Genomic DNA, 24,140 nt, shown 5'->3' with positions numbered 1-24,140 from the left:
CTGGAGGTTTCCATGAACAGACTTGCAGGAAAAGTAGCCGTGATCACCGGCGCCGGAAGCGGTATTGGCCGCGCCAGCGCCATCACATTTGCCGCCCAGGGCGCCAAGGTTGTGGTGACTGATTTGTACGCCGACGCCGCGGAGCGCGTCGTGCACAGCATCACGGCGGCGGGTAACAAAGCGACGGCGCTCAAGGTCGATGTCGGCCAGGAGGCACATATCAAGCAGATGATAGCCACCACCATCGAGACCTACGGCCGCATCGACATCCTCTTCAACAACGCCGTCAACAAGAATCCCGAAACAGCGCGGGATGTGGACTTCATCAACTTCAATGAAGAGCTGTTCCACGCCAACATGCGCGTCAACGTGCTGGGTGGCGTGCTTGCCTGCAAGCACGCCCTGCCCCACATGCTGGAGCAAGCCTCCGGCTCAATCATCTTCACCTCGTCCACCAGTTCGATTGCCGGGGAAGTCGCCCAATTCAGTTACGGCGCGTCCAAAGCGGCACTCAACTGGTATGTGCAAACCATCGCCGCCACCTTCGGCAAGCAGGGCATTCGCTGTAACGCGATCCTGCCCGGCGTGATCCGTACCGCTGCGCTTGAAGGCTGGGCCAATGGAGAGATGACCCGCGCCTTCCTCGACTTGCAGAACGTGCCACAGCTGGGTGAGCCGGAAGATATCGCCAATATGGCGCTGTTCCTCGCCTCGGATGAGGCGCGCTATGTGAACGGCGCCCTGATGCGTGTCGACGGCGGCATGAGTTGCGGAACGCCCATGGTCCCGGTCGTCCGCGCCTACCTCTGAGCACGAACCTCAACCTACTCCAACGAGACTTATGCCATGGGCTTACGACAAGAACAGATCATCAGGGAATTCTGCGCCGCTTGGGGCGACGGCACTGCTACATCGCGACCGCAGCTGGACATTATTTTGAACATGATGAGCGAGGACGCCGTCTGGCAGCTTTGGGTGCCCGGCGGGCCAGTGATTCGCGGCCGCGCTGCGTTACGCGACGAGATCCAGCGGCAAATGAGTTACGTCACCCACAACCACTGCGTTATCCGCAACATCGTGTCCTCGGACAGCATCGTCATGACCGAACGCGATGACTACGCCGTCTCCAGCGGCAAACCGATGCCGCACTCCATGGTCGCGGTTTACGAGCTAAATGCTGAAGGCAAAATCACGGCATGGCGCGAATACCTTGACACCGCTGATCTGGCGAAAAAGAAGGGGGTATCCCTGGATCAGGTTGGCGGACCGGAATTGGCTACCCCAAAGACCTGAACACACTTTATTTACACGGCCTGGCGCTGTCGGGCCGAAGAAGCTTATTCCTGGAGTAACAATGAACATGGCCTTAGACAATGCCGGTAGCGACCAGTTGATGGAGCAGAAAATACGGGATTTCATCGAAACGTTACTCGGCGGCACGGTGATCCGCACGGACCGGCTACCGCGCTGGCGCCCTGCCTGGAACATGGATCTGCAGCGGGGCAATGAAATACTCAAATTACACATCCGTGGCGACCGCGGCGGCGATGTCAGCCCGTTTCCGGATGATCTGCGCCGCGAAGCGGATATTCTCGCGCTGCTCGGTCAGCAGGGCGTTCCAGTACCGCATATCTATGGCTTCTGCGAGGACCCGCTAGCCATCGTCATGCAAGCTGTACCCGGCACCCGAGACATTTCCGCCGCCAGCGACGACGCTGAGCGTCTGAGCCTGGCCAAACAATACATAGACGCCATGGTCGCCATGCACCAGCTGCCACTGGATGACTTTGTGGCCAAGGGCATCGCGCTGCCCGAGGGCGCCGAAGCCATTTCGCTGGCCGGGCTTGATGCCTATTACCCGCTTTACGCGCGCAATAAAACCCGTCCGCAGCCGCTGCTGGAATTTGCCCTCAACTGGCTGCGCCGCAACGTCCCGCAGCATCGCAGCAAACCGAGCCTGGTACAGTACGACTCGGGGCAGTATCTGTTCGAGAACGGCAAGCTGACCACTCTCTATGATTTCGAGTTCGCGATGATCGGCGACCCGCTGGCCGACCTGGCATCAGCGCGGATGCGGGACAATTACGAACCACTCGGAGGCCCTTTCAAAGCGCTCTACGAATATTACCAGCAGGTTAGCGGCGAACCGCCTGAACCCGACGTTGTGCGGTTTCATACCTTACTGTTCTCCACCGTCAGTACGATGCAGTTCTCCTCGACGGTCGCTACGCCAAAACCGGGAGATCCCCACGATACCTATATTGAATTCGACATTGCGCTGCGCCGCGTGGTGGTACATGCACTAGCCGAATCAATGGGCGTGGCAATCGAGACGCCAGCCACCCCCGTCAAACCACAGGGACCCAACGCCGAACTGCTGAGCATGCTGAGCGATGCAGTGGAGCAGGTCGAAGCGGCTGACCCCTTCCAGAAGACCAAGCTGAACGCCGTGCGCAAGATCGTGGAATATCTGGGCAAGGCCGACGCCATGATGCTGGAGCTGCAAGCCCAGGACATGCGTGAAGCCGAAGCACTGATCGGCCAGCGCTTTGACCACCATCAGGAAATGGAGTTGGCGCTCGAGAGCTTCGTGACCACAGCTGACGCCGAACATGACCTGTCTCTGCTGGCACTCTTTGCCTCACAGATTGAGCGACGCGTCCAGGTGTTTGGCGGCACAACTATTGGCGCCTCGGCCAGCCACATTGACCTTCCTCCCCTATGAACCTGGACACTGATCGTACCCGGAGCGGATATGTCTGAAGAAATACTCAACCAGTTGGACGATGCGCCCGCGTTTCACCAGCGTTATGGTGACTGGGCGCTTATCGCGGGGGCATCCCATGGCATCGGTGCAGCCTTCGCGCGCCAGGTCGCAGCGCAGGGTCTGAATTGCATTCTGGTCGCCCGAAACGAGACAGCGCTTGAGTCCCTGAAAGCCGAGCTCGAAGCGCAGCACGGCATTCAGGCGTTGTGCGTGACGCAGGACCTGTCGGCAGCGGATGCCACTGCCAGGCTAATTGAAGCCACCGGCACCCGTCAGGTCGGCCTGGTGATATACAACGCCGGCGGTGATCCCTTTATCAGCCAGTTTCTCAACACCGATGCCGAGCATTGGATGAAGCTGCTCAGGATGAACACGCAGACGGTCATGGACATCAGCCACGCATTTGGCGGCCGGATGATAGAGCGGGGCCGTGGCGGGTTGCTGCTGGTAGGTTCACATGCGGCACTGGGCGGCGTGCGCAAGCTGGGGATGTATTCTGCGACGAAGGCTTTCTCGCTCAATCTGGGTGAATCGCTTTGGGCCGAATGGAAGGACCGGGGCGTCGATGTGCTCAATCTGCTGATCAGCACCGTGGATACCCCAACGATGCGCGAGACCATGCAACGATTGAATATTCCCAATGCCATGACCATGCCGCTACCGCAGGCGGATGACATTGCCCGCCTGGCTCTGCAGGAACTGCGCAACGGGCCGACGCTCATTCATCCCGAGGATCTTGCGGTGGCGGCAGGCGCAGCCTCCCCCGGCAGCCTGAGGCGTGACCACGTGATGAAAAAAAGTACCGAGGCGGCTCAGTTTATCGGTAACGACTGACGCCATACCGCATGACTTGAAACTATCTTTAACGGGCAGAGACCATGAAACAGTTCGATAACAGAGAATTCAAAATCGGCTGGAAGATCCTCATTCTCGCCATCGTCGGCGTGGCGACCAGCTCCAGCTCGCTGCTGCTGTACAGCTTCAGCGCAATGATGATACCGCTGGAGCAGGCAATGGGCTGGGGCCGTAGCGAGTTGCAGGCCGCCATCACCGCCCTGTCGCTCGGCACCATAGTCGCGGCTCAACTCGCGGGCTGGCTGAACCTGAAATTCGGGTTGCGAATTGTCACCATCCTTTCGCTGCTCGCTCTTTCAATCAGCATGGTTCTGCTGACCCAGATGCAGACCACGATATGGAGCCTGTATCTGGGTTATTTTCTGGTACCCCTGGCGGGCCTGGGGACATTGCAGATCACCTGGTCCCATCTGGTCAACCTCTGGTTTGTGGAAAATCGCGGGCTGGCCCTGGCCATCATTCTCAGCGGCTCCGGACTCGCCGCAGCCGGGTTGCCGCTACTGGTCACCTGGGCTGTATCAACCTGGAACTGGCAAGCCGGATTCATCGCGCTGTCGCTGCTGCCGGTTCTGATCGCCATGCCGCTGACCTTGCGCTGGTTGATGCCTGTCAGGTCAGAAAACAGTACTGCTTCGGTGGGACAACCCAAGCCCCAGGACTCATCCAGCGGCATGATGCTGAGTGAGGCGCTAAAATCCTGGCGCTTCTGGGTGTGCAACCTGTCCATGACGCTGGTGGTAGCCTGCGTTGTCGGATTGGTCACCAATATCATCCCGCTGCTGCAGGACAGAGGGCTGAGCGCCGTTGAGGCCGGACAGATTTTCAGTGCCTTCGGTATTTCGCTGATCTTCGGAAGACTGGTAGTAGGCTATCTGATCGATCGTTTGTGGGCTCCGGGAGTAGCGGCCATCGCGCTGCTTATGCCCGCTGTTGCCTGTCTGATTTTCGCCCTGAGCAGCGGCAATACCGCGCTCTATGTTCTGGCGACCTTGCTGGTAGGCATAGGTGCAGGAGCGGAGTTCGACATCGCCGCCTTTCTTATCGCCCGGTATTTCGGCATGCGTGACTATGGCCGGCTCTTTGGTGTTCACCTGGGTTTGATCACAGCGGGTGCTGCCGCAGCGCCGTTGCTGTTTGGCGCGCTCTACAGTCTTACTGGCGACTACTCCGGGCTGCTGGCCTTCAGCACCGTCTGTTTTGTTGTCGGACCCCTGATGCTACTGACGCTGGGCGGTTACCCGGTATTTCGCCGCGACAACGCCGTGCCCGCTTACTGAGGGCAACTGCCCTACCGGTGCATTTGACGAAAGGCTTCAGGGGTCATGCCGACCTCCTTACGGAACGCTGCCGTAAAGGAGGCCGGATTGAGGAACCCGGTTTGGTAGGAGATCTGCTTGATCAACACCTTGCTATCGAGCAGCAGTGACTTGGCGCGCCGGATGCGTGCCTGCGCGGCAAATTGGCGTAGCGTGAGACCAGTAGTGTTCTTGAACTGCTCCGAAAGGCGCCTGGCCGGCATATCGAGCGCGTCTGCCAGTTGCTTGAGGGAGCTGCTGTGTTCAGGTTCCGTCTCGACCATTTCGCGCAGGGTTCGCAACTGCCTGGGGCTCAATTTCCCTGAATCAGCGGTAACCTGAGAACTCAGGAACTGCCGATGCAAATCAAGTGCAATACCCGTCAGCAGACACTCGGTATGCAGTTCGCTGGCAAAACCGGGTGCAGCAACCTCCTGGGCAAGACGCTGCAGTGACATCCTAAGGTAGGGGTTCTCCAGATTCAGCATGCTGTCGCTCAGACAGCCATCCCATTGCCACTGGACCCCGGCCAGCGGCCCCATGATGCCGGGATCGAACAGACATATCATGGCCTTGTATTCGGACACGCCGTGGCAAAACTGAAATTCCGTATCCCGCGGTAGAAATAGCGCCTGCCCAAGTGGCTGAAACTCACAGCTGAGGTCGGAAAAACGGCCTTTGTTATCCGAAAAAGGAGACCATCGTCTTGTCGGTGTCGGTAGTACCAGACGCAGCAGACAGCTGCTCTTCGCCTGAATCACCGCGGTGCCGGAATTCGACCAGTGCGCATGTTCAATACGTATATCAAAGCCGTCATTCACCAGTCGAGACTCTGTCAGAAACTCTCCAGCCGCGGACGGATCGTATTCATCGTAATGTACTGAATACATAAGAGGCACTCTCAGCAGTTATTTTTATTTAGCACTGATCTTTACACTTCAGGATAACCGTTCAAGCTCAATACACAATCGATAAATAACAGTTTCAGGTATCGGAAAAACCAATATCTGAAACCACTTTTTTAATCAATAAAGAGCAAAGTGGGAACTTGCTCTTTTCGTCGAACAAACCCAAACTTCTCGGAGCACATTGCAGGAGATTACAATGAAGAAGATTGCGACGACACTAGGCTTGCTCGCTTGTCTGCCATTAGCGGCTTTCGCGCAAGATATCGAGCTGGACAAGGAACTGAACGGTCTGGATATCGAAACGGAGATAATCGGTGACAGTACTGCCACTGCGCCAGGGCCTGGAGCAGCAGCCGGTACCCAGGTGCTTCAGGTAACCAATAACAGTGATTCCACCGTGACCTGTCAGTTAGACCCGGGTCCAGCCGAAACCGCGGCATCTGAATCCCCAATGGCCTCCATCAAGGCAGGTGAGTCGGCCGTTCTGCGGTTGGACGGTAGTTATGCAAGCGCCACGATGCGAGCGAAACTGATCTGCAGCGAAGAAGAGTAATGTACGTCTATTGCGGGCTAACCACCTGGGGGTTAGCCCGCAATAGGCAAACTCCCATGAAAACGGCAGGCAAGCCATGATTCTCAGAATGGACCACTTCACCATCGTCACTGACCAGCTCGAGGAAACACAGCAGTTCTATGTAAACCTGCTTGGACTCGAAGTGGGGCCGAGACCACCCTTCCCCGTGCCCGGGCTGTGGCTTTACGCCACAGGCCACCCTGTGCTTCACGTCATCGCAGTAGATGACATGCCCAACCCTCGCCGCGGCGTGCTGGATCATATGGCGTTCTTTGCGCAGGGTTTGACAGAGACACTGAACAGACTCGACCAGCACGCCATTCGTTATCGAATCATCCGCGCCCCAGGGGACATCCGGACCTGGCAGGTGTTCTTCAAGGACCCCAATGACGTGGACGTCGAACTCGATTTTGCTCACGAAGAGCAGGCTCCAGCCGACTGGAAAACCAGAAGCAAAGCCTGATCTCAAATCAGGCCGGTATAGGCCCCGCCATCCAGCTGCAAATTCTGCCCGGTAATGTAACCCGCCTGAGCCGCGCACAGAAAAGCACAGGCGGCGGCGAATTCCTCAGGAGTGCCGAAACGCCGTGCCGGAACCGGCCGGAGCATTTCGGCTCGCGCCTCCTCCAGACTGATGTTCCTGTACTTTGCCAACTGGCCGGTCATGTAGGCCAGCCGATCGGTCGCGATGCGTTCGGGCAAAAGGTTGTTGATCGTGACATTGTCGCGGATGACTTCCACCGACAGCGCCTTCGAGAACGCCGTCAGCCCTGCCCTGGCCGCTGTCGACAGACCCATTGGCAAACGCGGGGACTTGACCATGGCCGAGGTGATATTGACGATCCGGCCAAAACGGCGCTCGCGCATTCCCTCAACTACTGCCTGAATCAACAGGATGGCGCTGAGCATATTAGCCTCCAGCGCTTGCTGCCAGCAATCGAGGTCCCAGTCCTGGAACTTGCCCGGCGCGGGCCCACCATTGTTGGTGATCAGAATATCCGGAGCGGGACAAGCCGCAAGGAGCGCGTCCCGGCCAGCGCTGGCGTTGAGATCCGCGACCACCTGAACCACCTCGAGCCCCGTGCTGTCACGGATTGCCATCGCAGCCTCATTCAAGCTGACGGCGTCGCGGCCGTTGATGAAAACCTCGCATCCTTCAGCAGCCAAGGCCATGGCGCAGGCTTTACCCAAGCCCCGCGAAGAAGCACAAACAATGGCCTTGCGACCGGTAATATCCAGATCCATATCTGCTCCCGTTGCCGACTCGTCAGCGGCTCAAGTTCATTACAGTGATGCCGCAATCCTTTATGCTGTGAGCACTGATATCTGATGTTTTTTTCAATGAAGCCAGAGACAACTATGAACAGCCCGTCAACCCGCACGGAACCCGGCAAGCGGGATACCATGAATCGCCTGCTTGCCGCCGCCAGGCGGATCTTTTCCCTGAAAGGCCTGGCGGGCGCCCGGGTAGAAGATATCGCCCGGGAAGCCGGCGTGACCAAACAACTGGTCTATCACTATTACGGCTCCAAGGAAGTGTTGTTTTCAACCGTCCTGGATGACGCCTCGCAGCAGATAATGCAGGAACTGATAGCACTTGATATAGATGACCTGCCGCCGGAAGAAGCGCTGCGAAGACTGCTCTACTGCTGTTTTGACCAATATATGGAAGATCCACTCCTGGGCGCCCTGGCCCTGGAAGGCATTCGCTATCACGAAGCGGCAGAAACCAGGCCCAACAGTTTCACCAGTCAGTCCCCGGCGCTGGCCATCAAGTTTTCAGCGGTTCTCAAGCGTGGAATCGAAGCTGGCGTGTTCAAGCGGGATATCGACGCCCGTCTGTTCCTGGCGAGTTCCGCGCTACTGATGTCAGGCGGGTTCACCAATCATTACACCATGTCCGTCCTGGTCGGCTTTGACACTACCTCGGAGGATGGCATGCGGATCTGGCGTGAACACTCGGCCAACTTCATTCTTGCCAGCATCAGGCGGCAGCCCTGACGCCTGTAGCGCCCCAGGCCAGGGGCGCAAATCAGAGCCGCGAACCCAATTACATGCTGCCGCGGCCCGACTGCTCGAAGAAGGCGCGCATTGCCACCAGTGAAGGCGTGTGACTGCCAAAGCCGCCATCTGCTACCAGGGTGGTACCGGTCACGAAGGATGACTCGTCGCAGGCGAGAAAGGCCACCACATCGGCGATCTGTCGCGGGGTGCCCAGTTCAGGCGTCAGGTGATTGTCGCGCAGAATATTCAGCAGCTCGGGCGGCATGGAACCGTGGGCGTTTTCCGCAGGCGCCAGACCAATCTGCACCGCGTTGCCGCGCACGCCCAGCTTGCCATATTGCGCCGCTACCAGCTTGGGCAGCATGTTCAACGCAGCCTTGGTTGACGCGTAACCGGTCAGGGATAGGTCTCCCTGGGCGCCCAGTCCGGAGGTAGCAAAGATTACCGAGCCCTTGCCCTGTTTCAGCATCACCGGAATGACATGTTTGGAACACAACACGGCACCGCGCAAATTAACGGCGATGGCGCGATCAAAGGCGTCCATGTCCAGGTTGCAGATATCGCGGTCCTTCTGGCGCTGGTTCACATCCAGCACGGCGGCATTGTTGTGCAGCACGTCGATACGGCCGAACCGGTTCATCACCTGTTCGACCATCGCCTTGACGTCTTCTTCGCTGGATACATCGGTGCGTATGGCAATCGCCTGGCCACCGGCCGATTCGATCTCTGCCGCCACACTGGCCGCCGCTTCCTGATTGATATCGACGATCGCGATGGCGGCGCCATGGGAGGCCAGTACCCGCGCGCACTCGGCGCCCAGACCACCACCAGCGCCGGTGATGATCGCTACACGATCCTTGAGCTTGTCTGTTGTCATTTTATTGTTCTCTTGTCTTGATACGAGACGATCAATTTCACTCACCAGTGAACTGCGGCGCGCGACGTTCGGCGAAGGCCAGAGCAGCCTCCTTGGCGTCCTTGGTGGTGGCCAGCAACGAAAACAGGTCCAGTTCGAGATCCAGGCCCTTTTTCAGGTCGACTTCCGAGGCAGCTCGCGCGGCTCTTTTTGCATACACCGAGGCCATCGGTGATTTTCCAGCGATCTGCAATGCCAGCGCCGACACTTCCTCAAGCAAGGTTTCGGCGCTTTTAGCAACACGCGACACCAGGCCGATCTGCCGCGCCCTTTCGGCATCCAGGCGTTCACCCGTCAGCAGCAGATCAAGCGCATGACCTGGCGCTACTACCCGGCACAAGCGCTGCGTACCGCCGCCGCCAGGGATCAATCCCAGACCGGTTTCCGGCAACGCCAGTACCGCATTGGGCGAAGCAAAGCGGATATCGCAGGCTAGCGCCAGTTCCAGACCTCCGCCCATGCAGTAACCGTGAATGGCGACGATGACCGGCTTGCTGACCGCATCGATAGCTTCGATCCAGCGGGCACCCTCCATCCGTTTACGCACCTGGATGGAGGTCTCGAGTCCGCGCTTTTCCTTGATGTCAGCCCCGGCGCACAACCCCCGTTCGCCCTCACCGCGAATCACTATGACGTGAATTCTGTCGTTATTCTCCAGGCGTTCAAGGGCCGCTGGAACACCAGCGCGGATTGCATCGTTGATGGCGTTGATCTGGCCGGGACGGGTGAGCACCACCCACCCCACGGTCCCGTCACAGTGCATCTGCACTGCTTCGTTGATTACTTCGGGCAGGCTTTCCTCTGTGCTCATGTCAGCACTCCTCGAACTCGAACAACTGGCCTCTGAGCTCAGACGGATCGATCCTGATCAGCGCCTTGCCACCCACCGCATCGCTGGACTCGATCCAGCTGAACGCGGTGCCCCGCGCCCGCAGGTCTTCAGCCTTGGCGGCCAGATCGTTTACCGCAATGCGGATGTAATAGGGGCCGGGACCCCAGCTGTTGAGGTACAGACCCGCTTCACTGTTCCAGCGGGTCGCTTCGATGATGTCCAGCGTAGCGCTGTTGGCCAAGCTGAAGCCCATGCGCGCACGGCGATAACCTTCGCCCTCGATCAGCTCAACCGGGCCTGAGGGTTCCCAGTCGAGATTGGCAGAGCAACGGCGAAGTGTCTCGTTCAGGTCGCGCACCAGATAGCCGCGAGCGGAAACACGCACCATATCGCCAGGCTTGGAATCACGTGGCTGCGGAGCGGGTACCGAGAACGTCTCGGCCGGCATCTGCAGCGGCTCCATCGGCATGACTTCGATACACAGTCCGCCATCGACGATGGGATCGTAGACGGGCTTTTCTGGCGACGCTCCCAACCATAGGCGGTCGAAAGGCATGTCTGGCGTGCGTTGCGCCATTCGGAACGGTAGACGCCGACGCATCAGCTTTGCTACCAGGGCATCGAATTTATCCCCATGCAGGGTCAGCACGATGGAGTGAGTCAGCATCGGACGGTGCCGACCCTGGAACTCCTTCAGGCTTTCCAGGAAATCATGAAACATTGGATCACCCGGATTGGGGCGGTCCAGATGCCACTGCGGCTCGACCCGGGTCGGCGACACGGCCAATGATTTGTGCACCCGCAGGAAATGGGCGATATAGGGATGGTCATCAAAGGCCTGGCGCCAGCGCTCGTGCTTGTGGATGCCCAGCTTGTCCACCAGCAATTCGGTCATTCCATCGGGGTCTGGCACCATCATGTCGGCGCTCATCAGCAATTCGAACATCTTTATCTCCATTTCTTACAGGGGAGCGAAAAAATCTTGTTGTTTGGCAGGCGCTACCTCAAGTAGCGCTTCAGTGGGTATCGACCGCCGCGTGCTTTTTAGCCTGGCTAGGCTGTGAGGCAATAGGCACCGGAGCCTCGGCGGGGGAAGAAAATCCTCCGCTGCCTTTCTTCCCGGTACCAAAATCTCTGAGCAGAAAGTGGGACAGTGCCGGAATCAGAATCAGCGCTCCCAGCATGTTCCAGAGGAACATGAAGGTCAGCAGGATGCCCATATCGGCCTGGAACTTGATCGGTGACCAGGCCCAGGTGATAACGCCTGCTGCCATCGTCAGACCGATCAGCGCAACTACCCGGCCGGTAAAATCAAGCGAACGGCGGTAGGCCACTGCCAGCGATTCCCCGCGGGCCTGCACGGCAAGCTGGACACTCAGAAGATAGAGCGCGTAATCAACCCCGACTCCGACACCCACAGCCATGACCGGCAAGGTGGCTACCTTCAGGCCAATCCCCAACCCGACCATCAGCGCCTTGGCAATGATGGTGGTCATGATCAGCGGGATCAGCGCAACCAGGGTGGCGCGAATACTGCGGAAGGTTATCAGACACAACAGTGCCGTAGCGCCGTAAACCGCGAAGTACATGATGATGATGCCTTTCTGTACCTCGATATTGGTTGCCGCTTCGATGCCCGCGTTGCCGGCAGCCAGCAAGAACTGGACAGGCTGCTCACCGTCGGGTCCGGTTCCGTGCTCCGCGTTGAAATCTTCCACCACGTTCAACACACGGGTGAGGGTCTCTGCTTTGTGGTCGGTAAGGTAGGCGATCAATGGGGTAACCGAGCAGTTCTGGTTGGTGATACCAGGCGACGAGATCATCGCTGCGTCGACCGACGCATTGGTAATGGCCTGATCCCGGCTGATGGTCAGCCACTTGCCGCTGCCCTCAGCCATTCCCGAGGTCATGAACCGCACTGAGTCGGCCAGGGAGTTGGTGGTCTGTACGCCTTCGGTCTGGCGTAGCTGCCATGCGAGCTTGTCCATAGTCTGCAACGGCCCATAGAAGCGGCAACCGTCTACATCGGTTTTCATGATGACCGCAAACTGGTCACTGGACAGACCATAATTGGCTGATATGAACGCGTTGTCCCGGTTATATCGGGAATCGGCCCGCAACTCTGGCGCACCGGGATCCAGATCGCCGATCTTGAGGTCCATCATGACGACCGCACTGACGCCAGTGATCAGGACCGAGACCACGACAGCCACGGTGGCCCACTTGCGCTGGGTAAACAGATCCAGACCCTGCCAGATCTTGCCTTGCCAACTTTTGTTTTGCTGCTCGGCTGCATCTTTCTCGATGGCCAATCTGGCAGCTTTTTTGCTCACCCCGATATAAGACAGCGCGACGGGAATCAGAATCAGCTTGGTGAAAATCAGCACGGTGACACCGATACTGGTGGTCAGCGCCAAGTCCCGAATGACCGGAATATCGATGATCGCCAGCACCGCGAACCCGACCACATTGGTCAGCAGCGCGGTCAAACCGGTCAGGAACAGCCGTCTGAAGGTATACCGTGCCGCAACATATTTATGGGTGCCACGTCCGATGTCCTGAAGGATACCGTTCATCTTCTGGGTGCCATGCGACAGACCAATGGCGAAGATCAGAAACGGCACCAGGATTGAATAGGGATCGAGGTCATAGCCCAGAAGCTGCATCAGCCCCAACAGCCAGACCACGCCGGTAATCGCGATACCCACCAGCAGTAGTGTGCTGCGTACGCAATGCGTGTAGAGATAGACAAACAGCGCAGCAATCGCCACGGAAATCGCGAAGAACAACATCACGACCTGCAAGCCATCGATCAGATCACCGACCAGCTTGCTGAAACCGACAATATGGATACCGATCTGATCGCTTTCCAACGATCTGATTTGTTCCTCGAGCTGATCGGAAAATTCGCTGTAATCCAGCGGCTCACCCGTTTGCGGATGTGTCTCCAGTAGCGGCGCAACAATCATGCTTGATGCGCTGTCGTTGGCCACCAGGCTGCCGGTCAGACCCGCGCGGGTGACGTTACGACGCAGCGCGGTGATGCTGGCGTCGCTGCCGTCATAATCGGACGGCATTACCGCCCCACCGCTGATTCCGGCTTCGGTGACTTCGCGCCAGCGAACGATCGGCATCCACAACGAGCGCATCCAGGATCTGTCTATGCCGGGGATAAGATAGAGCGTGTCATTGACTTCCTGCAGAGCCTGCAGATACTCCGGGTCGTAAATACTGCCCTGTTTGTTGGCGACCACGACTCTGATGTTATTGCCGAGCCCGGGTAACTCGCTTTGGTTATCAAGATAGTTCTGAATATAAGGATTATTGACTGGAATCATTCGTTCGAAACTGGCGTTGACGTCCAGTTTGGTGGCGAAGAACCCGAGTACGATAGTGACCAAAAGACACGTTATAAGAACCAAGGTCCGATGGCTGAAAATAATCCGCTCAAACAGGCCGCCAGAGTTTTTGTCAAAGTCCTTGACGTCACGCACGACTGGCATTCCAGTATTGCTTTTAAGATCGACCATCATTCTCTCCACATATCAAGTTGCATGGCGGTTCGACCAATGCCAGTGCATCCCGGACATAACATCATTTAGACCAATGGACTTTCCGCTGTTGCTGGCTTCCAGCAGCATGGAACTGTTCTTACTCAAACTTTCAGCGAGGCGAATAAAAGTGCGATATAGCTGTTATTGAAACTGACTGATATCTATCTTTCGAAGCCCGGAAACTTGCGCAACGATGAGCGTGCCGGGCGCGTCTGGCCTGGCCGAGGAATACACCTGGCCGGCATAGGGAACCGACAGGAGATCGGTCTCCAGCGTCGTGGTATCCAGGCGAACCAGTTCACCTCGCTCGCTCACCAACAACACCTGTCCGGCGGCGGCGCCATCCACGGCGTCGATCAGCGTCGCGTTTTGCTGAGTGTCCACATGCTGCCAGTTCTCTCCCCCGTCACGGCTGACGTAGAGATTGCCCCTCAGGCCGTAGGCCATCAACGCACCGTCACTGATATGCACCCCGAAGAAGGTGCCGGTATAGGGGGTATCCACCTGCACGAAACGCTGCGCTTCACGGTCCAGCCGCATCAGCAAGCCCTGCTCTCCGCTGATGTAGACCTGATCGCCCTGCATGTCGATGCTGTACAGATGCATCCGACGGTCGTTCTCGGTATGTTCGGTCCAGGGTTCCCAGGTAGCACCGTTGTCGGTAGTGCGCAGCAGCATACCAAACGCACCCAGCACGAATCCTTCGCCATTCTCCCTCACGAATACGTCGAGAAAAGGTGTGGCCATGATGTCGGGATCGGCAGAAGTGCTGGTTCCAAGATCGACTTCCCGGAGCATGCTTTCCGCTTCGAACTCATCAAGATCCGAGGCGTTGGCGTAATGCTCCTTGAGAAGAGTGACCAGACTCCGACCGTCCAGCTGCGCTTCCCATGAAAGCCCACCATCGATAGTAGCCAGCAAAACGGAGTCATGCCCGACGGCCCAGCCGTTGAGTTCATTCTGGAAATACACTTGAACCAGATCGACAGCCACCGGACTCGGGGACTGGGTCCAGGTTTCACCATCATCGTTAGATATCATGATCAAACCGCGCAAGCCGACACTTACGAGGTTCTCACCAGCACGGGTAACAGCCAGAGCAGGTTGCGCGTACGCGGCGGCCTGAACCAAAGCGGATTGCTGCAACGGGTCATGGAAACCGGTTGGCGATTCCGAAGCTTGCTCCGAAGCCGATACCGGCAGCACCTGACCCGTTAAACCGATACAGCAAGCCCCGGCCATAACGAGCAAGGACCGTGGGCGACGTTTACCAGCAGACCAACTGAACAGGCGGGATACATTCATTGTTTTTATCCTCAGTGATCCCAGGAGCACCCTCATGCGGGATGCCCTGGGTCAACCGGTATGATTGGCGGCGCTTTATCCGTTCTGGAGAAACAGCGCTGCCCTGGTCTGGTTCTGGTTAGCGAACGCTTTCTCGGCCCACGATCGCTTCAGGATTGAGTTCGCGATCAGAACGAGGCTCTTCAAGGACCTGATAGCCACCATTGAGCGCGTCATTGATCAAACCGTACATGCCCTTGTTGAAGTCATAAATCGAGTGTTTGACGATGTAAGGGATGTCGTGGTCATACAGCTGTACGCCACCCAGCATCATTGAACGATAAAGCTGGCCACTCTGGTCCCAGGCGTCATACAGGCCGGCACCATAGGTGTCTTCGTCTAGGTAGTAAGTCCGCTTGCTGTAGACGTGACGGTTACCTTCCTTGAGCGTCGCTTCCACTTCCCATACACGGTGCAGCTCCCAGCGTTCGCATTCGGGGTTAACGTGGGAATCCATCAGCTGGGTGTCAGCATTGCAGTCAAAATACAGCTCGTAGTTGTTGTAAGGAATGTACATCTCCTTTCTACCAACCAGATTGAAATCAAAACGATCCTGCATACCCGAGAACATGAAGAGTTCATCGAACAATTCCAGCCCGCCCATACTGGCTACGGGGGTATCGTAGGCAAACTCTGGAGCCAGCTTGACCCGACGCTGGCCTGGCGTGTAACTCCAGGCTCGACGCGGTTGCTGCGTCGGATCGAGAAAATCCATATAACCAGTCATCTCACCGGCCCGGCGGGCAGGAGCTTTGGTGACCGAATAAACCCGGGAGTACATCTGCGGATCACGGCCGTCCACATCGGTCTGATAATAAGGCCGCTCGACAAAGGTCGACTGCTCGGAAGCCTTGGTTACGGTGCCATTTGAGGCTACGATCCAACTATTGGAGGAGGTCGTAGTGGTACCGTATTTGCCATCGTTGTAACGTGTTTGCTGGTTCCACATCACCTCATGCCCGGTCTGTGGAATCGGGAACGGTACACCGCCCCGGCATTCCGGATCCAGAGCAAGACCGTCTTTCACGGTTTCACAGGTCGTGGCATTGCGCACGCTGGCGTCGAGAACATCCTGAGGATGCGCCGCGGTACGGTGGCTGGGGTAGATATCCATGTAATAGGTGTCAGGATTGCGTTTGAGCAACTCAACCTGGCCTGCACTCAATTGATCCGCATATTGCTCATAGTTGCTGGCGTCAATGCGGAACAGCGGCTCTTCATCCTTGAAGGGATCCGCCCAATAACCGCTACCCGGTTCAAAATCAGCAGGAGCGTCACGAAGCCCCCCTTCAAAAGAGGGGATAGTGCCAGCTTCATTGCCCGCTTGAATCGCCCCGACCAGCGTAAGAGACTCGCCAAGCTTGGCAGCCTCCTGCTCAGGCACCGCGGCCAATGAATATGCCGAAACCCCTGTCAAGGCGATGCTTAAGGCAAAATGAAGTTTCATAACGTGCTCCGATATTGTGTTTATTAAAAGGAGGTCTTGTAGGTCAGCGATACCCAACCGCGGTCAGTACCACCTACTGCCCCGTTGCCATTGACCATTTCTGCGCCGTTGGCATTCAGTGTGTTCTTCTCCTGAGCTGAAGTATCCGCATAGCGCAAGGTAAAATCGTGGCGCTGACGATATGTCATTTGCGCACCAACAGACCAGGCCAACGCGCCTTCAGATCCGCCACCGGCGGTGGCAGCGTTGCCATGCAATCCGTAGTTGAGGGTCAACGGAACGGACAAATCCCAAGACGGCAGGATGGCAAGGTATTGCGGTGTATAGTTTACCGCTACGGCCGCGTAGTTCCGGGTCGAGCAACCGTCTTCCTTGCTGCCTTCTCCAGCGCCTCGAAGATCTACGCAGTTGAAGCCTTCGCCCTTGTAGAGCTCTTCGTTCTCTGTGACCTTGTCCAGATGGCTGAATGCGAGTTCAGCTACCAGTACCGAGTTATTGGCGAGCCAGTTGCGCGGCACACCATACACCGCGTTCAGCACAGCATGGTAGGTATCACCGCGAGGACCTTCGTTATTCACAGCGCTGATTCCGGTGGCGTTCAGTGCGCCATCCTGGCGGTACGACAGTTCAGCGCCAATGGAAGCCGAGCCTATGTTGCCTGCATAGCTGATACCCATCAGCTTCACGTTTCGTGGATAAACCAGGCGGTACTCACCAGCAGCCAGATCAATCTGAGGAGCTAGCCATGCCTGGTAGTCGTCGAATTGACGGTAATAAGCGCCAACCGTTGCGCCTAGATTCTGAAGGTCATAGCGCGCCATGAGACCCCAGTTGGCGTCATCTCGCCCGAACTTGGAGTTGGCATGACGAAGATTGAAGCCGGGGGCCGCTGGCAAACGGTCAGGCCCTTCAAAGAAAGGATCAGCCGCGCCAAAGTAGGTGCCACCATACGGAAAGCGCGTGTGATCCCATTCGTAAAAATATTGCCCTGAAATGGACAGGTTGTTGGTCACCTGTGCTTTGGCGGATATTTGCCCGATCGGCAGAAATACTTCTTTGGTTTCGATACCCGGGCTGGTGACTGCTTTCACCGCGTCCAAAGGTGCCTGGGAATAGGAAATGGCATGGGCGCCAAACAGCAGACCTTCACCCCAGTATTGCGTGTGCTGCCCGACTTTTACGTTGACCGGAGTATTGCCCAGATCGAAGTTAGCCCAGACAAATGCATCCAAAATCTCTCCGGAAGGACCATAAACATAACGCTCCACTTCGGAGCTGTAGGTATCGTTGTCATAACTGGTGTCATAACCCGGCACGTTGCTTTCAACGGTGCGATCACTGTAGGCGTCGTCGTACCAGGCAGCCGCGCTGACCCGGGCACCGAAATGCCATTTGTAGGCAAGGTCGATTTCCGTCAACAGATCGAGACGGTTGGTAACGATGTCGCCCTTGTCAAACTTCCCGTCTGACTCGTCGAAGTTCGGGTTGTTCATGATCGCGCTATCCTGGTCCTCCGCACGGATACCCAGGTTATAGCGAACGGTATTGTCCCAGCGCAGCCGAATATCAGGATTTCCGACATCGATTTGCATGGCTGAAGCGCTGCCTGTAGCCGCTAGAACCGCAAGAGCCAGCGCACTGCGAGCCAAACCGATGTGACCAAATTTGATTTTAGTGTTCATCTGTATTCCTTGTTTTTATTTTCAGTGGCTAATGAAAATTTTTCGCGTATCGCTGCAAGACCACAAGCCTGCTCAACCGCAACATCAGTTGGCTTAGCCTGCCGCGCTCCGTTCAGCGTCTAGCCATCCTAGCGGAAGACAATTCACAATTCCATATCAAGATTTTGATTCTGCATTCAGATTTGAAGATAACAGCGAAATTGGAGCAGATGCAACAGCCATCAAATCTGCGGTAGAGCCATCAAAACCGCGCATTCGCCGTTTTTTGCTTGTAATCAATAGCCTAAATTAAACATAAATTTATTTTTTGTTCCATTTGTGTTTAATTTTTTCGGCGGTTGTCGTTTTAATAGAAAGCAGGGTCTCGTCTGAAACGCCCTGAATGGCGCTCCCAGCCGAGGGTAGAGTGGGTATACCCCGACTTCCATCACTACGGAGAATGTATGAATATTGATTTAAGTGGTAAGCGAGTGATCATTACAGGCGCCTCCCGAGGTATTGGCCGAGCGATTGCCAGAGCGTTTGCGGCGGATGGTGCCAAGGTCGCCATTTGCGCTCGCGATGCGCAGGCTGTAGCAGAAACCGGTAAAGACTTGGCGAACAGTGCAGCTGCGGTGATAGCACGCTCTGTCGATGTCACGGACACCGCCGCGGTCCAGACATTCGTCGCAGAGATCGTTGAGGCCTGGGGCGGTGTGGATGTGCTGGTCAATAATGCCGGCCAAGGTAAAGGCGGTAATCTGGACACCCTCACGCCCGAAGATATTCTTGCCCATGCCAACGTGTTGCAGATGGGTCACTTTCGCTTTGTTCAGGCCGTTGTACCTTTCATGCGCAAGCAGCGCTGGGGCAGAATCATCGAAATCAATGCACTGGCAGGCGTAGTGCCCACCCCCGAGGGGATTCCGTCGGTGATCAACCGCGCCTCCTGCGTAGCACTATCAAAATCGCTTGGCATGTCGCTGCCCACGGACAATATTCTGGTCAACTCGCTGAACATGGGCTGGATCGACACCGGCCAGTGGGATCGACACTTTAAGGAAATGGGGCCAGGCGTAACCCGGGAAGAGTTCGATGAAATGGTCATGAAGGTAGTACCCCTCGGGCGTTATGGCCGCCCAGAGGACGTGGCCGGCATGGCGCTGTTCCTTGCGAGTGACTACGCGAGCTTCATCAGCGGTGCCTCTATCGATATTGCTGGCGGCATGGGCGGGCAGATTGCCTATTTCCCTACGTTAAAGCGCGACTTCGCCGAGTCGATCAGGCAGCGCAGGGAAAACACCGCGCAGGATTGAACGATTTCCTGATTGAACAATGCGTCGCCTGGCTGGACAGCATTGCCGACTCAGGACCCGCAAGCATGAATGAGGAATTGCTGGAAGGCGCTGGCAGCCTCGTTCAGGCTTGCGCCTTCACGCCACAACAGGCCCAGCTCCATCGGCGGCACGGCGTCGGTAAGCGGGCGGATTTCGATCTTCTTGCCTTCCAGTGACCAGGCGCGATAAAGCATATCCGACAGAATGGTCACCCCGAAACCATGGGCCACCAGCCCGCGCAACGATTCCATTGAAGAGGTACGAAACGCCACCTGCGGCTCAAGGTTTTGGCTATGCCAGTAGCGCAGCGCCGATGTCTCGCCTTCATCCACCGTGGGCATGATATAGGCGTGTCCGGCGACATCCTTCAAGGTGATGGACGCCGACTGCATCAGAGGATGGGTAGAAGGCAGCCACAGTTGCCGACGAGACCTGATCAGCACGCTGTGCTCCAGGCCACCGAGATCGCTGGCATTGGATATCACGGTCAACCCCACGTCGAGTTCACCCGAGCTGACTGCCGCCTCGATACTGCCCCGATCCATATCGATCAGGTCGATTTCGACATCGGGGTAACTGCGTTTGAACCGCGCCAGCAAATTGGGCAAAAAGTAGCCCAGCACCGTATAGGACGCCCCTACCCTGACCACCCCGTTAATCGCATGGCTAAGAAAAAACGGCTCGCTGAGCGCATCCTGCAGCGTATCGAGAATGTGGCTTGCATGCTGGAAGAACTTGTTGCCCTCCGCGGTGAGGCTGACGCCGTAGGGCATCCGCTCGAACAGCTTTACGCCCAGGCGCTCCTCCAGCTGCATGACCGCAGTGGTGATTGCCGACTGCGATACATGCACCTTGCTAGCCGCCTGGGAAAACTGGCCGGTCTCCGCAGCGGCAACGAAATAGCGCAACTGGCGCATCGAAACGTCATGGCTTGCCATTTGTTTTTCAGATACCTGTATCTAGTTTTTATAAATTTACGATACCAGCAGCCCTTCATATACTCCAGTCAATCCGTACTACCGTGCAATTGCAGTAGCCATAAACAGAACAAGACAGGTAATGATCAGCCATGGGAACTTCCCTCTCGCTTGACGACAAGTATACGCAGATAAGCGGCTATCAATTGATGACCGGAGTCCAGGCGCTGGTCCGGTTGCCGCTTATGCAGCGCCAGCGTGATCTGGCTGCGGGCCGGAATACCGCTGGCTTTATCTCTGGCTATCGGGGCTCGCCCCTGGGCGGCTTCGATCAGCATCTGTGGCGCGCCCGGGAATATCTGAAAGAGAGCCACACCCATTTCCAGCCAGGCGTTAACGAAGAGCTGGCCGCCACCTCCATCTGGGGCACCCAGCAGGTCAACATCTTTGAAGGCGCCACCTATGACGGCGTATTCGGCATGTGGTACGGCAAGGGTCCTGGCGTTGACCGCTCTGGAGACGTCTTCCGGCATGCCAATGCTGCCGGCACCTCGAAGTTCGGTGGTGTGCTGGCCGTCGCCGGTGACGACCATGGCGCCCGCTCATCTTCACTGCCGCACCAGACAGAGCATATATTCAAAGCCGTGATGATGCCGGTTCTGGCGCCTTCTGGCGTTCAGGAATATCTGGATTACGGCATTCACGGCTGGGCCATGTCCCGTTACTCCGGTTGCTGGGTGGCGCTGAAAGCCGTCGCCGATACCGTTGAGAGCGCAGCGATTGTCGATATCGACCCGTTCCGCGTCGAATCGATCATTCCAGACTTCCAGATTCCCGAAGGCGGCCTGAACATTCGCTGGCCCGATCCGCCACTAGCTCAGGAACAGCGCCTGCTCGAACACAAGCTGTACGCCGCCCTGGCCTATGCCCGCGCCAACCGTATCGACCGCGTGGTCATGGACTCATCCAACGCCCGGATCGGCATCATCACCGCAGGCAAATCCTACCTGGACGTCTGCCAGGCGCTGGAGATGCTCGGCATCGATGCAGAGCAGGTCCAGCAGATGGGCCTGCGCGTTTACAAAGTGGGCATGGTCTGGCCCCTTGAAGCCGAAGGCGTGCGCCATTTCGCCGAGGGCCTGGAAGAGATCATCGTGGTGGAGGAAAAACGCCACATGATCGAGTACCAGATGAAGGAAGAGCTGTACAACTGGCGTGAGGACGTGCGGCCACGCATCGTCGGCAAGTTTGACGACAAGGGCGAGTGGAGCATGCCTCACACTGACTGGCTGCTGCCGGCCATCAGTGAACTGACACCGGCGCACATCGCCCGTGCCCTGGCCAAGCGGATTCTTCGCCTGCATCCAGACGACAGACTGCAGAACCGCTTGCAGCAACTCGAAGCACAGCTCACCACCAAGAATGTCCTGGGCACGCTGATGGATCGGGTACCTCACTACTGTTCGGGCTGCCCGCACAATATCTCCACCAAGGTGCCGGAAGGCAGCAGGGCGCTGGCGGGTATCGGCTGTCATTACATGGCCGCATGGATCTATCCGCAAACTCAGACGTTCAGCCAGATGGGTGGCGAAGGCGTAGCCTGGATCGGTCAGGCGCCGTTCACCACCACCAAGCATGTATTCGCCAATCTGGGCGACGGTACGTACTTCCACTCCGGCATTCTGGCAATCCGTGCAGCGGTCGCTGCCAAGGTGCAAATCACCTACAAGATTCTGTACAACGATGCCGTAGCCATGACTGGCGGGCAGCCGGTCGACGGCATTCTGACGGTGCCGCAGATCACCCAGCAACTGGCCGCGGAGGGGGTCAAGCGTATTGCCGTAGTGACCGACGAGCCGGAAAAATACGAATCGGTGAAGAACCTGGCCGATGGCGTACCAGTGCTGCACCGGGACGAGATGGAAAAGCTGCAGAAGGAGCTGCGCGAGTTCAACGGTGTGTCCGCCATCGTCTACGACCAGACCTGCGCCGCCGAAAAGCGCCGCCGTCGCAAGCGCGGCAAATTCCCTGATCCGGCGCGCCGGGTGGTCATCAACCAGGCGGTTTGCGAAGGTTGCGGCGATTGCAGCAGCAAATCTAACTGCATGTCCGTAGTGACCGTCGATACCGAATTCGGCCAGAAGCGCAGCATCGACCAGTCATCCTGTAACAAAGACTTCTCCTGCCTGTCCGGCTTTTGCCCGAGCTTCGTGACCGTGGAAGGCGGCGCATTGCGCAAGGCCAAGGCGCTGGGCAACACCGGTGCCGATGAATGGCATCTGCCAACGCCGGCCATGGCCTCGCTGGATCAGCCCTACAGCATTCTGATTACCGGCGTAGGCGGAACCGGCGTAGTGACCATCGGCGCGTTGCTGGGGATGGCCGCCTACATCGAGGGCAAAGGCGTGCTGAACCTGGATATGGCCGGCATGGCGCAGAAAGGCGGCGCCGTGTGGTCGCATATCCGCATCGCCGCCGAGCAATCGCAGCTGCATGCACCGCGCATTGCCGCTGGTGAAACCAGTCTGTTGCTGGGTTGCGATCTGGTGGTCAGCGCCAACAACGAGACCCTGGAAAAGCTCCGTCACGGCGTGACACATGCCGTGGTGAATTCGGACGAAAGCATCACCAGCGAGTTCGTGCGCACCTTTGCCATGCAGGCCGAGAGCGGCAACCTCGAAGCGCACCCCGATCCCAAGTTCCGCACCCAGGCCATGTCGGCGCAGATTGCCGAAGCGGTTGGCGAGGGCCAGTCCAATTTCCTGGATGCCAGTCGCATCGCCACGGTGCTGATGGGCGATTCGATTGCCACCAACACCTTCATGCTCGGCTTCGCCTATCAGAAGGGCTGGTTGCCGGTCGCGCAAGAGTCGCTGGTCCAGGCCATCGAACTGAACGGGACGGCAATCGACTTCAATCTCAAGGCATTCGATTGGGGCCGCCGCGCCGCCGCAGATTTACCACGCCTGCGCAGCCTGATCGAAAGCAACAGCAGCAAAGCCGCAGGGCAGCAGCTGTCGCAGAATCTGGATGAGATCATTCGGCGCCGTATCGCCACGCTGACCGAATATCAGAACGCCAAACTGGGTGACAAATACCTGGCTCGCGTGCAGCAATTCCGCGAGGCTGAAACGCAGATCGCTGGCGCACCGGGCAAGCTGACCGAGACCGTGGCGCGCAACTATTTCAAGGTGCTGGCCACCAAGGACGAGTACGAAGTGGCGCGGCTGTTCACCAACGGCGATTTCATGAAAAAGATCGAATCGCAGTTCGAGGGCAACTACAAGCTCAACTTCCACCTGGCTCCGCCCGTAATGAACAATGCCAAGCCAGGCGAAGAACCGAAAAAGCGCAGTTTCGGCCCCTGGATGATGCGCAGCTTCAAATTGCTGGCACGTCTGAAATTCCTGCGTAATTCGGTCATCGATCCCTTTGGCTATACCGCCGAGCGGAAGGCGGAACGCGAGTGGTTGGCGACTTACGAAGGCATTCTTGACGAGGTTATCGACAAGCTGAGTGCGGAAAAGCTGCAAACTGCTATAGAGCTCGCAAACCTGCCGGACATCGTTCGCGGCTACGGTCCGGTCAAGGAGCGCTTTCTGGATCAGGCCCGCATTCAGCACGCCCGGCTGCTATCAGCCTTGCGCAATGAACGCAAAGCGGAATTTCACGACGCCACCGCCAAGGATGCGCGCATCCAGGCCACGCAGCTATAAACATAAGAACAGG

Annotated in this window: 20 protein-coding genes; 10 read left to right on the top strand and 10 right to left on the bottom strand. The window is 57.4% G+C overall.

The window, feature by feature from the left end; translation table 11 throughout:
- Positions 1-12: 12 nt before the first annotated feature.
- The 5 genes from FHK95_RS09460 to FHK95_RS09440 all read left to right on the top strand — a co-directional run bounded on the left by FHK95_RS09460 (position 13) and on the right by FHK95_RS09440 (position 4,899).
- Positions 13-810 (top strand): SDR family NAD(P)-dependent oxidoreductase, encoded by a 798-nt coding sequence (locus tag FHK95_RS09460; protein WP_150304371.1) that lies wholly within the window; start codon positions 13-15, stop codon positions 808-810.
- 36 nt (positions 811-846) lie between these two features.
- A complete protein-coding gene (locus tag FHK95_RS09455) occupies positions 847-1,293 on the top strand; it encodes a nuclear transport factor 2 family protein (RefSeq protein ID WP_150304370.1) in 447 nt (148 codons plus the stop codon).
- A gap of 61 nt (positions 1,294-1,354) precedes the next feature.
- Entirely contained in the window at positions 1,355-2,725 is a 1,371-nt protein-coding gene (locus FHK95_RS09450) for a phosphotransferase family protein (RefSeq protein WP_150304369.1), read from the top strand.
- Positions 2,726-2,755: 30 nt separating this feature from the next.
- Complete coding sequence (locus tag FHK95_RS09445) at positions 2,756-3,601, top strand: SDR family NAD(P)-dependent oxidoreductase (RefSeq protein WP_150304368.1); 846 nt, start codon at positions 2,756-2,758, stop codon at positions 3,599-3,601.
- Positions 3,602-3,645: 44 nt separating this feature from the next.
- Entirely contained in the window at positions 3,646-4,899 is a 1,254-nt protein-coding gene (locus tag FHK95_RS09440; protein WP_150304367.1) for an MFS transporter, read from the top strand.
- Positions 4,900-4,910: 11 nt separating this feature from the next.
- Here the strand turns inward: FHK95_RS09440 and FHK95_RS09435 are convergent, their stop codons facing one another.
- Positions 4,911-5,807 carry a helix-turn-helix domain-containing protein gene (locus FHK95_RS09435; protein WP_150304366.1) on the bottom strand — a complete coding sequence of 299 codons (897 nt, stop codon included), beginning with the start codon at positions 5,805-5,807 and terminating at the stop codon, positions 4,911-4,913.
- A 214-nt stretch (positions 5,808-6,021) separates the two neighbouring features.
- Between FHK95_RS09435 and FHK95_RS09430 the strand changes: the two genes are divergently transcribed.
- Positions 6,022-6,378, top strand: a complete 357-nt coding sequence (locus FHK95_RS09430) for a hypothetical protein (protein WP_150304365.1) — start codon at positions 6,022-6,024, stop codon at positions 6,376-6,378.
- A gap of 76 nt (positions 6,379-6,454) precedes the next feature.
- A complete protein-coding gene (locus tag FHK95_RS09425; RefSeq protein WP_150304364.1) occupies positions 6,455-6,862 on the top strand; it encodes a VOC family protein in 408 nt (135 codons plus the stop codon).
- Positions 6,863-6,864: 2 nt separating this feature from the next.
- Here FHK95_RS09425 and FHK95_RS09420 read toward each other — a convergent pair whose 3' ends face one another.
- Positions 6,865-7,644 (bottom strand): SDR family oxidoreductase, encoded by a 780-nt coding sequence (locus tag FHK95_RS09420; protein ID WP_150304363.1) that lies wholly within the window; start codon positions 7,642-7,644, stop codon positions 6,865-6,867.
- A gap of 114 nt (positions 7,645-7,758) precedes the next feature.
- Here FHK95_RS09420 and FHK95_RS09415 point away from each other — a divergent pair, with 114 nt between their 5' ends.
- Positions 7,759-8,400: a TetR/AcrR family transcriptional regulator gene (locus FHK95_RS09415; RefSeq protein ID WP_150304362.1), complete on the top strand. Its 642-nt coding sequence runs from the start codon at positions 7,759-7,761 to the stop codon at positions 8,398-8,400.
- A 49-nt stretch (positions 8,401-8,449) separates the two neighbouring features.
- On the opposite strand, the gene FHK95_RS09410 is transcribed toward FHK95_RS09415, so the two are convergent.
- From FHK95_RS09410 to FHK95_RS09380, 7 genes are all read right to left on the bottom strand, one after another.
- Positions 8,450-9,280, bottom strand: a complete 831-nt coding sequence (locus FHK95_RS09410; protein ID WP_150304361.1) for an SDR family NAD(P)-dependent oxidoreductase — start codon at positions 9,278-9,280, stop codon at positions 8,450-8,452.
- A 37-nt stretch (positions 9,281-9,317) separates the two neighbouring features.
- Positions 9,318-10,130, bottom strand: a complete 813-nt coding sequence (locus FHK95_RS09405) for an enoyl-CoA hydratase/isomerase family protein (RefSeq protein WP_150304360.1) — start codon at positions 10,128-10,130, stop codon at positions 9,318-9,320.
- 1 nt (position 10,131) lies between these two features.
- Entirely contained in the window at positions 10,132-11,097 is a 966-nt protein-coding gene (locus FHK95_RS09400; protein WP_150304359.1) for a VOC family protein, read from the bottom strand.
- Positions 11,098-11,167: 70 nt separating this feature from the next.
- Positions 11,168-13,681, bottom strand: a complete 2,514-nt coding sequence (locus tag FHK95_RS09395) for an efflux RND transporter permease subunit (RefSeq protein WP_150304358.1) — start codon at positions 13,679-13,681, stop codon at positions 11,168-11,170.
- 165 nt (positions 13,682-13,846) lie between these two features.
- Complete coding sequence (locus FHK95_RS09390; RefSeq protein ID WP_178114755.1) at positions 13,847-14,746, bottom strand: WD40/YVTN/BNR-like repeat-containing protein; 900 nt, start codon at positions 14,744-14,746, stop codon at positions 13,847-13,849.
- 382 nt (positions 14,747-15,128) lie between these two features.
- Complete coding sequence (locus tag FHK95_RS09385; RefSeq protein ID WP_150304356.1) at positions 15,129-16,496, bottom strand: DUF1329 domain-containing protein; 1,368 nt, start codon at positions 16,494-16,496, stop codon at positions 15,129-15,131.
- A 23-nt stretch (positions 16,497-16,519) separates the two neighbouring features.
- The gene (locus FHK95_RS09380) at positions 16,520-18,178 is read right to left on the bottom strand and encodes a DUF1302 domain-containing protein (protein WP_150304355.1); all 1,659 of its coding nucleotides are present in this window, start codon (positions 18,176-18,178) and stop codon (positions 16,520-16,522) included.
- A gap of 443 nt (positions 18,179-18,621) precedes the next feature.
- Between FHK95_RS09380 and FHK95_RS09375 the strand changes: the two genes are divergently transcribed.
- The gene (locus FHK95_RS09375) at positions 18,622-19,473 is read left to right on the top strand and encodes an SDR family oxidoreductase (protein WP_150304354.1); all 852 of its coding nucleotides are present in this window, start codon (positions 18,622-18,624) and stop codon (positions 19,471-19,473) included.
- Between the two features lie 50 nt (positions 19,474-19,523).
- Here FHK95_RS09375 and FHK95_RS09370 read toward each other — a convergent pair whose 3' ends face one another.
- Positions 19,524-20,432 (bottom strand): LysR family transcriptional regulator, encoded by a 909-nt coding sequence (locus FHK95_RS09370; protein WP_150304353.1) that lies wholly within the window; start codon positions 20,430-20,432, stop codon positions 19,524-19,526.
- 131 nt (positions 20,433-20,563) lie between these two features.
- Between FHK95_RS09370 and FHK95_RS09365 the strand changes: the two genes are divergently transcribed.
- A complete protein-coding gene (locus FHK95_RS09365; RefSeq protein WP_150304352.1) occupies positions 20,564-24,127 on the top strand; it encodes an indolepyruvate ferredoxin oxidoreductase family protein in 3,564 nt (1,187 codons plus the stop codon).
- The last annotated feature ends 13 nt before the right edge of the window (positions 24,128-24,140 follow it).

This window comes from Pseudomonas saliphila (genome assembly GCF_008638345.1).
Classification (GTDB): domain Bacteria; phylum Pseudomonadota; class Gammaproteobacteria; order Pseudomonadales; family Pseudomonadaceae; genus Halopseudomonas; species Halopseudomonas saliphila.
This window is presented reverse-complemented; position numbering and strand designations above follow the sequence as displayed.

Coding starts and splice junctions, on each gene's coding strand:
- FHK95_RS09460 (WP_150304371.1), top strand. CDS start 13: ATGAACAGACTTGCAGGAAAAGTAGCCGTGATCACCGGCGCCGGAAGC.
- FHK95_RS09455 (WP_150304370.1), top strand. CDS start 847: ATGGGCTTACGACAAGAACAGATCATCAGGGAATTCTGCGCCGCTTGG.
- FHK95_RS09450 (WP_150304369.1), top strand. CDS start 1,355: ATGAACATGGCCTTAGACAATGCCGGTAGCGACCAGTTGATGGAGCAG.
- FHK95_RS09445 (WP_150304368.1), top strand. CDS start 2,756: ATGTCTGAAGAAATACTCAACCAGTTGGACGATGCGCCCGCGTTTCAC.
- FHK95_RS09440 (WP_150304367.1), top strand. CDS start 3,646: ATGAAACAGTTCGATAACAGAGAATTCAAAATCGGCTGGAAGATCCTC.
- FHK95_RS09435 (WP_150304366.1), bottom strand. CDS start 5,807: ATGTATTCAGTACATTACGATGAATACGATCCGTCCGCGGCTGGAGAG.
- FHK95_RS09430 (WP_150304365.1), top strand. CDS start 6,022: ATGAAGAAGATTGCGACGACACTAGGCTTGCTCGCTTGTCTGCCATTA.
- FHK95_RS09425 (WP_150304364.1), top strand. CDS start 6,455: ATGATTCTCAGAATGGACCACTTCACCATCGTCACTGACCAGCTCGAG.
- FHK95_RS09420 (WP_150304363.1), bottom strand. CDS start 7,644: ATGGATCTGGATATTACCGGTCGCAAGGCCATTGTTTGTGCTTCTTCG.
- FHK95_RS09415 (WP_150304362.1), top strand. CDS start 7,759: ATGAACAGCCCGTCAACCCGCACGGAACCCGGCAAGCGGGATACCATG.
- FHK95_RS09410 (WP_150304361.1), bottom strand. CDS start 9,280: ATGACAACAGACAAGCTCAAGGATCGTGTAGCGATCATCACCGGCGCT.
- FHK95_RS09405 (WP_150304360.1), bottom strand. CDS start 10,130: ATGAGCACAGAGGAAAGCCTGCCCGAAGTAATCAACGAAGCAGTGCAG.
- FHK95_RS09400 (WP_150304359.1), bottom strand. CDS start 11,097: ATGTTCGAATTGCTGATGAGCGCCGACATGATGGTGCCAGACCCCGAT.
- FHK95_RS09395 (WP_150304358.1), bottom strand. CDS start 13,681: ATGGTCGATCTTAAAAGCAATACTGGAATGCCAGTCGTGCGTGACGTC.
- FHK95_RS09390 (WP_178114755.1), bottom strand. CDS start 14,746: ATGATATCTAACGATGATGGTGAAACCTGGACCCAGTCCCCGAGTCCG.
- FHK95_RS09385 (WP_150304356.1), bottom strand. CDS start 16,496: ATGAAACTTCATTTTGCCTTAAGCATCGCCTTGACAGGGGTTTCGGCA.
- FHK95_RS09380 (WP_150304355.1), bottom strand. CDS start 18,178: ATGAACACTAAAATCAAATTTGGTCACATCGGTTTGGCTCGCAGTGCG.
- FHK95_RS09375 (WP_150304354.1), top strand. CDS start 18,622: ATGAATATTGATTTAAGTGGTAAGCGAGTGATCATTACAGGCGCCTCC.
- FHK95_RS09370 (WP_150304353.1), bottom strand. CDS start 20,432: ATGGCAAGCCATGACGTTTCGATGCGCCAGTTGCGCTATTTCGTTGCC.
- FHK95_RS09365 (WP_150304352.1), top strand. CDS start 20,564: ATGGGAACTTCCCTCTCGCTTGACGACAAGTATACGCAGATAAGCGGC.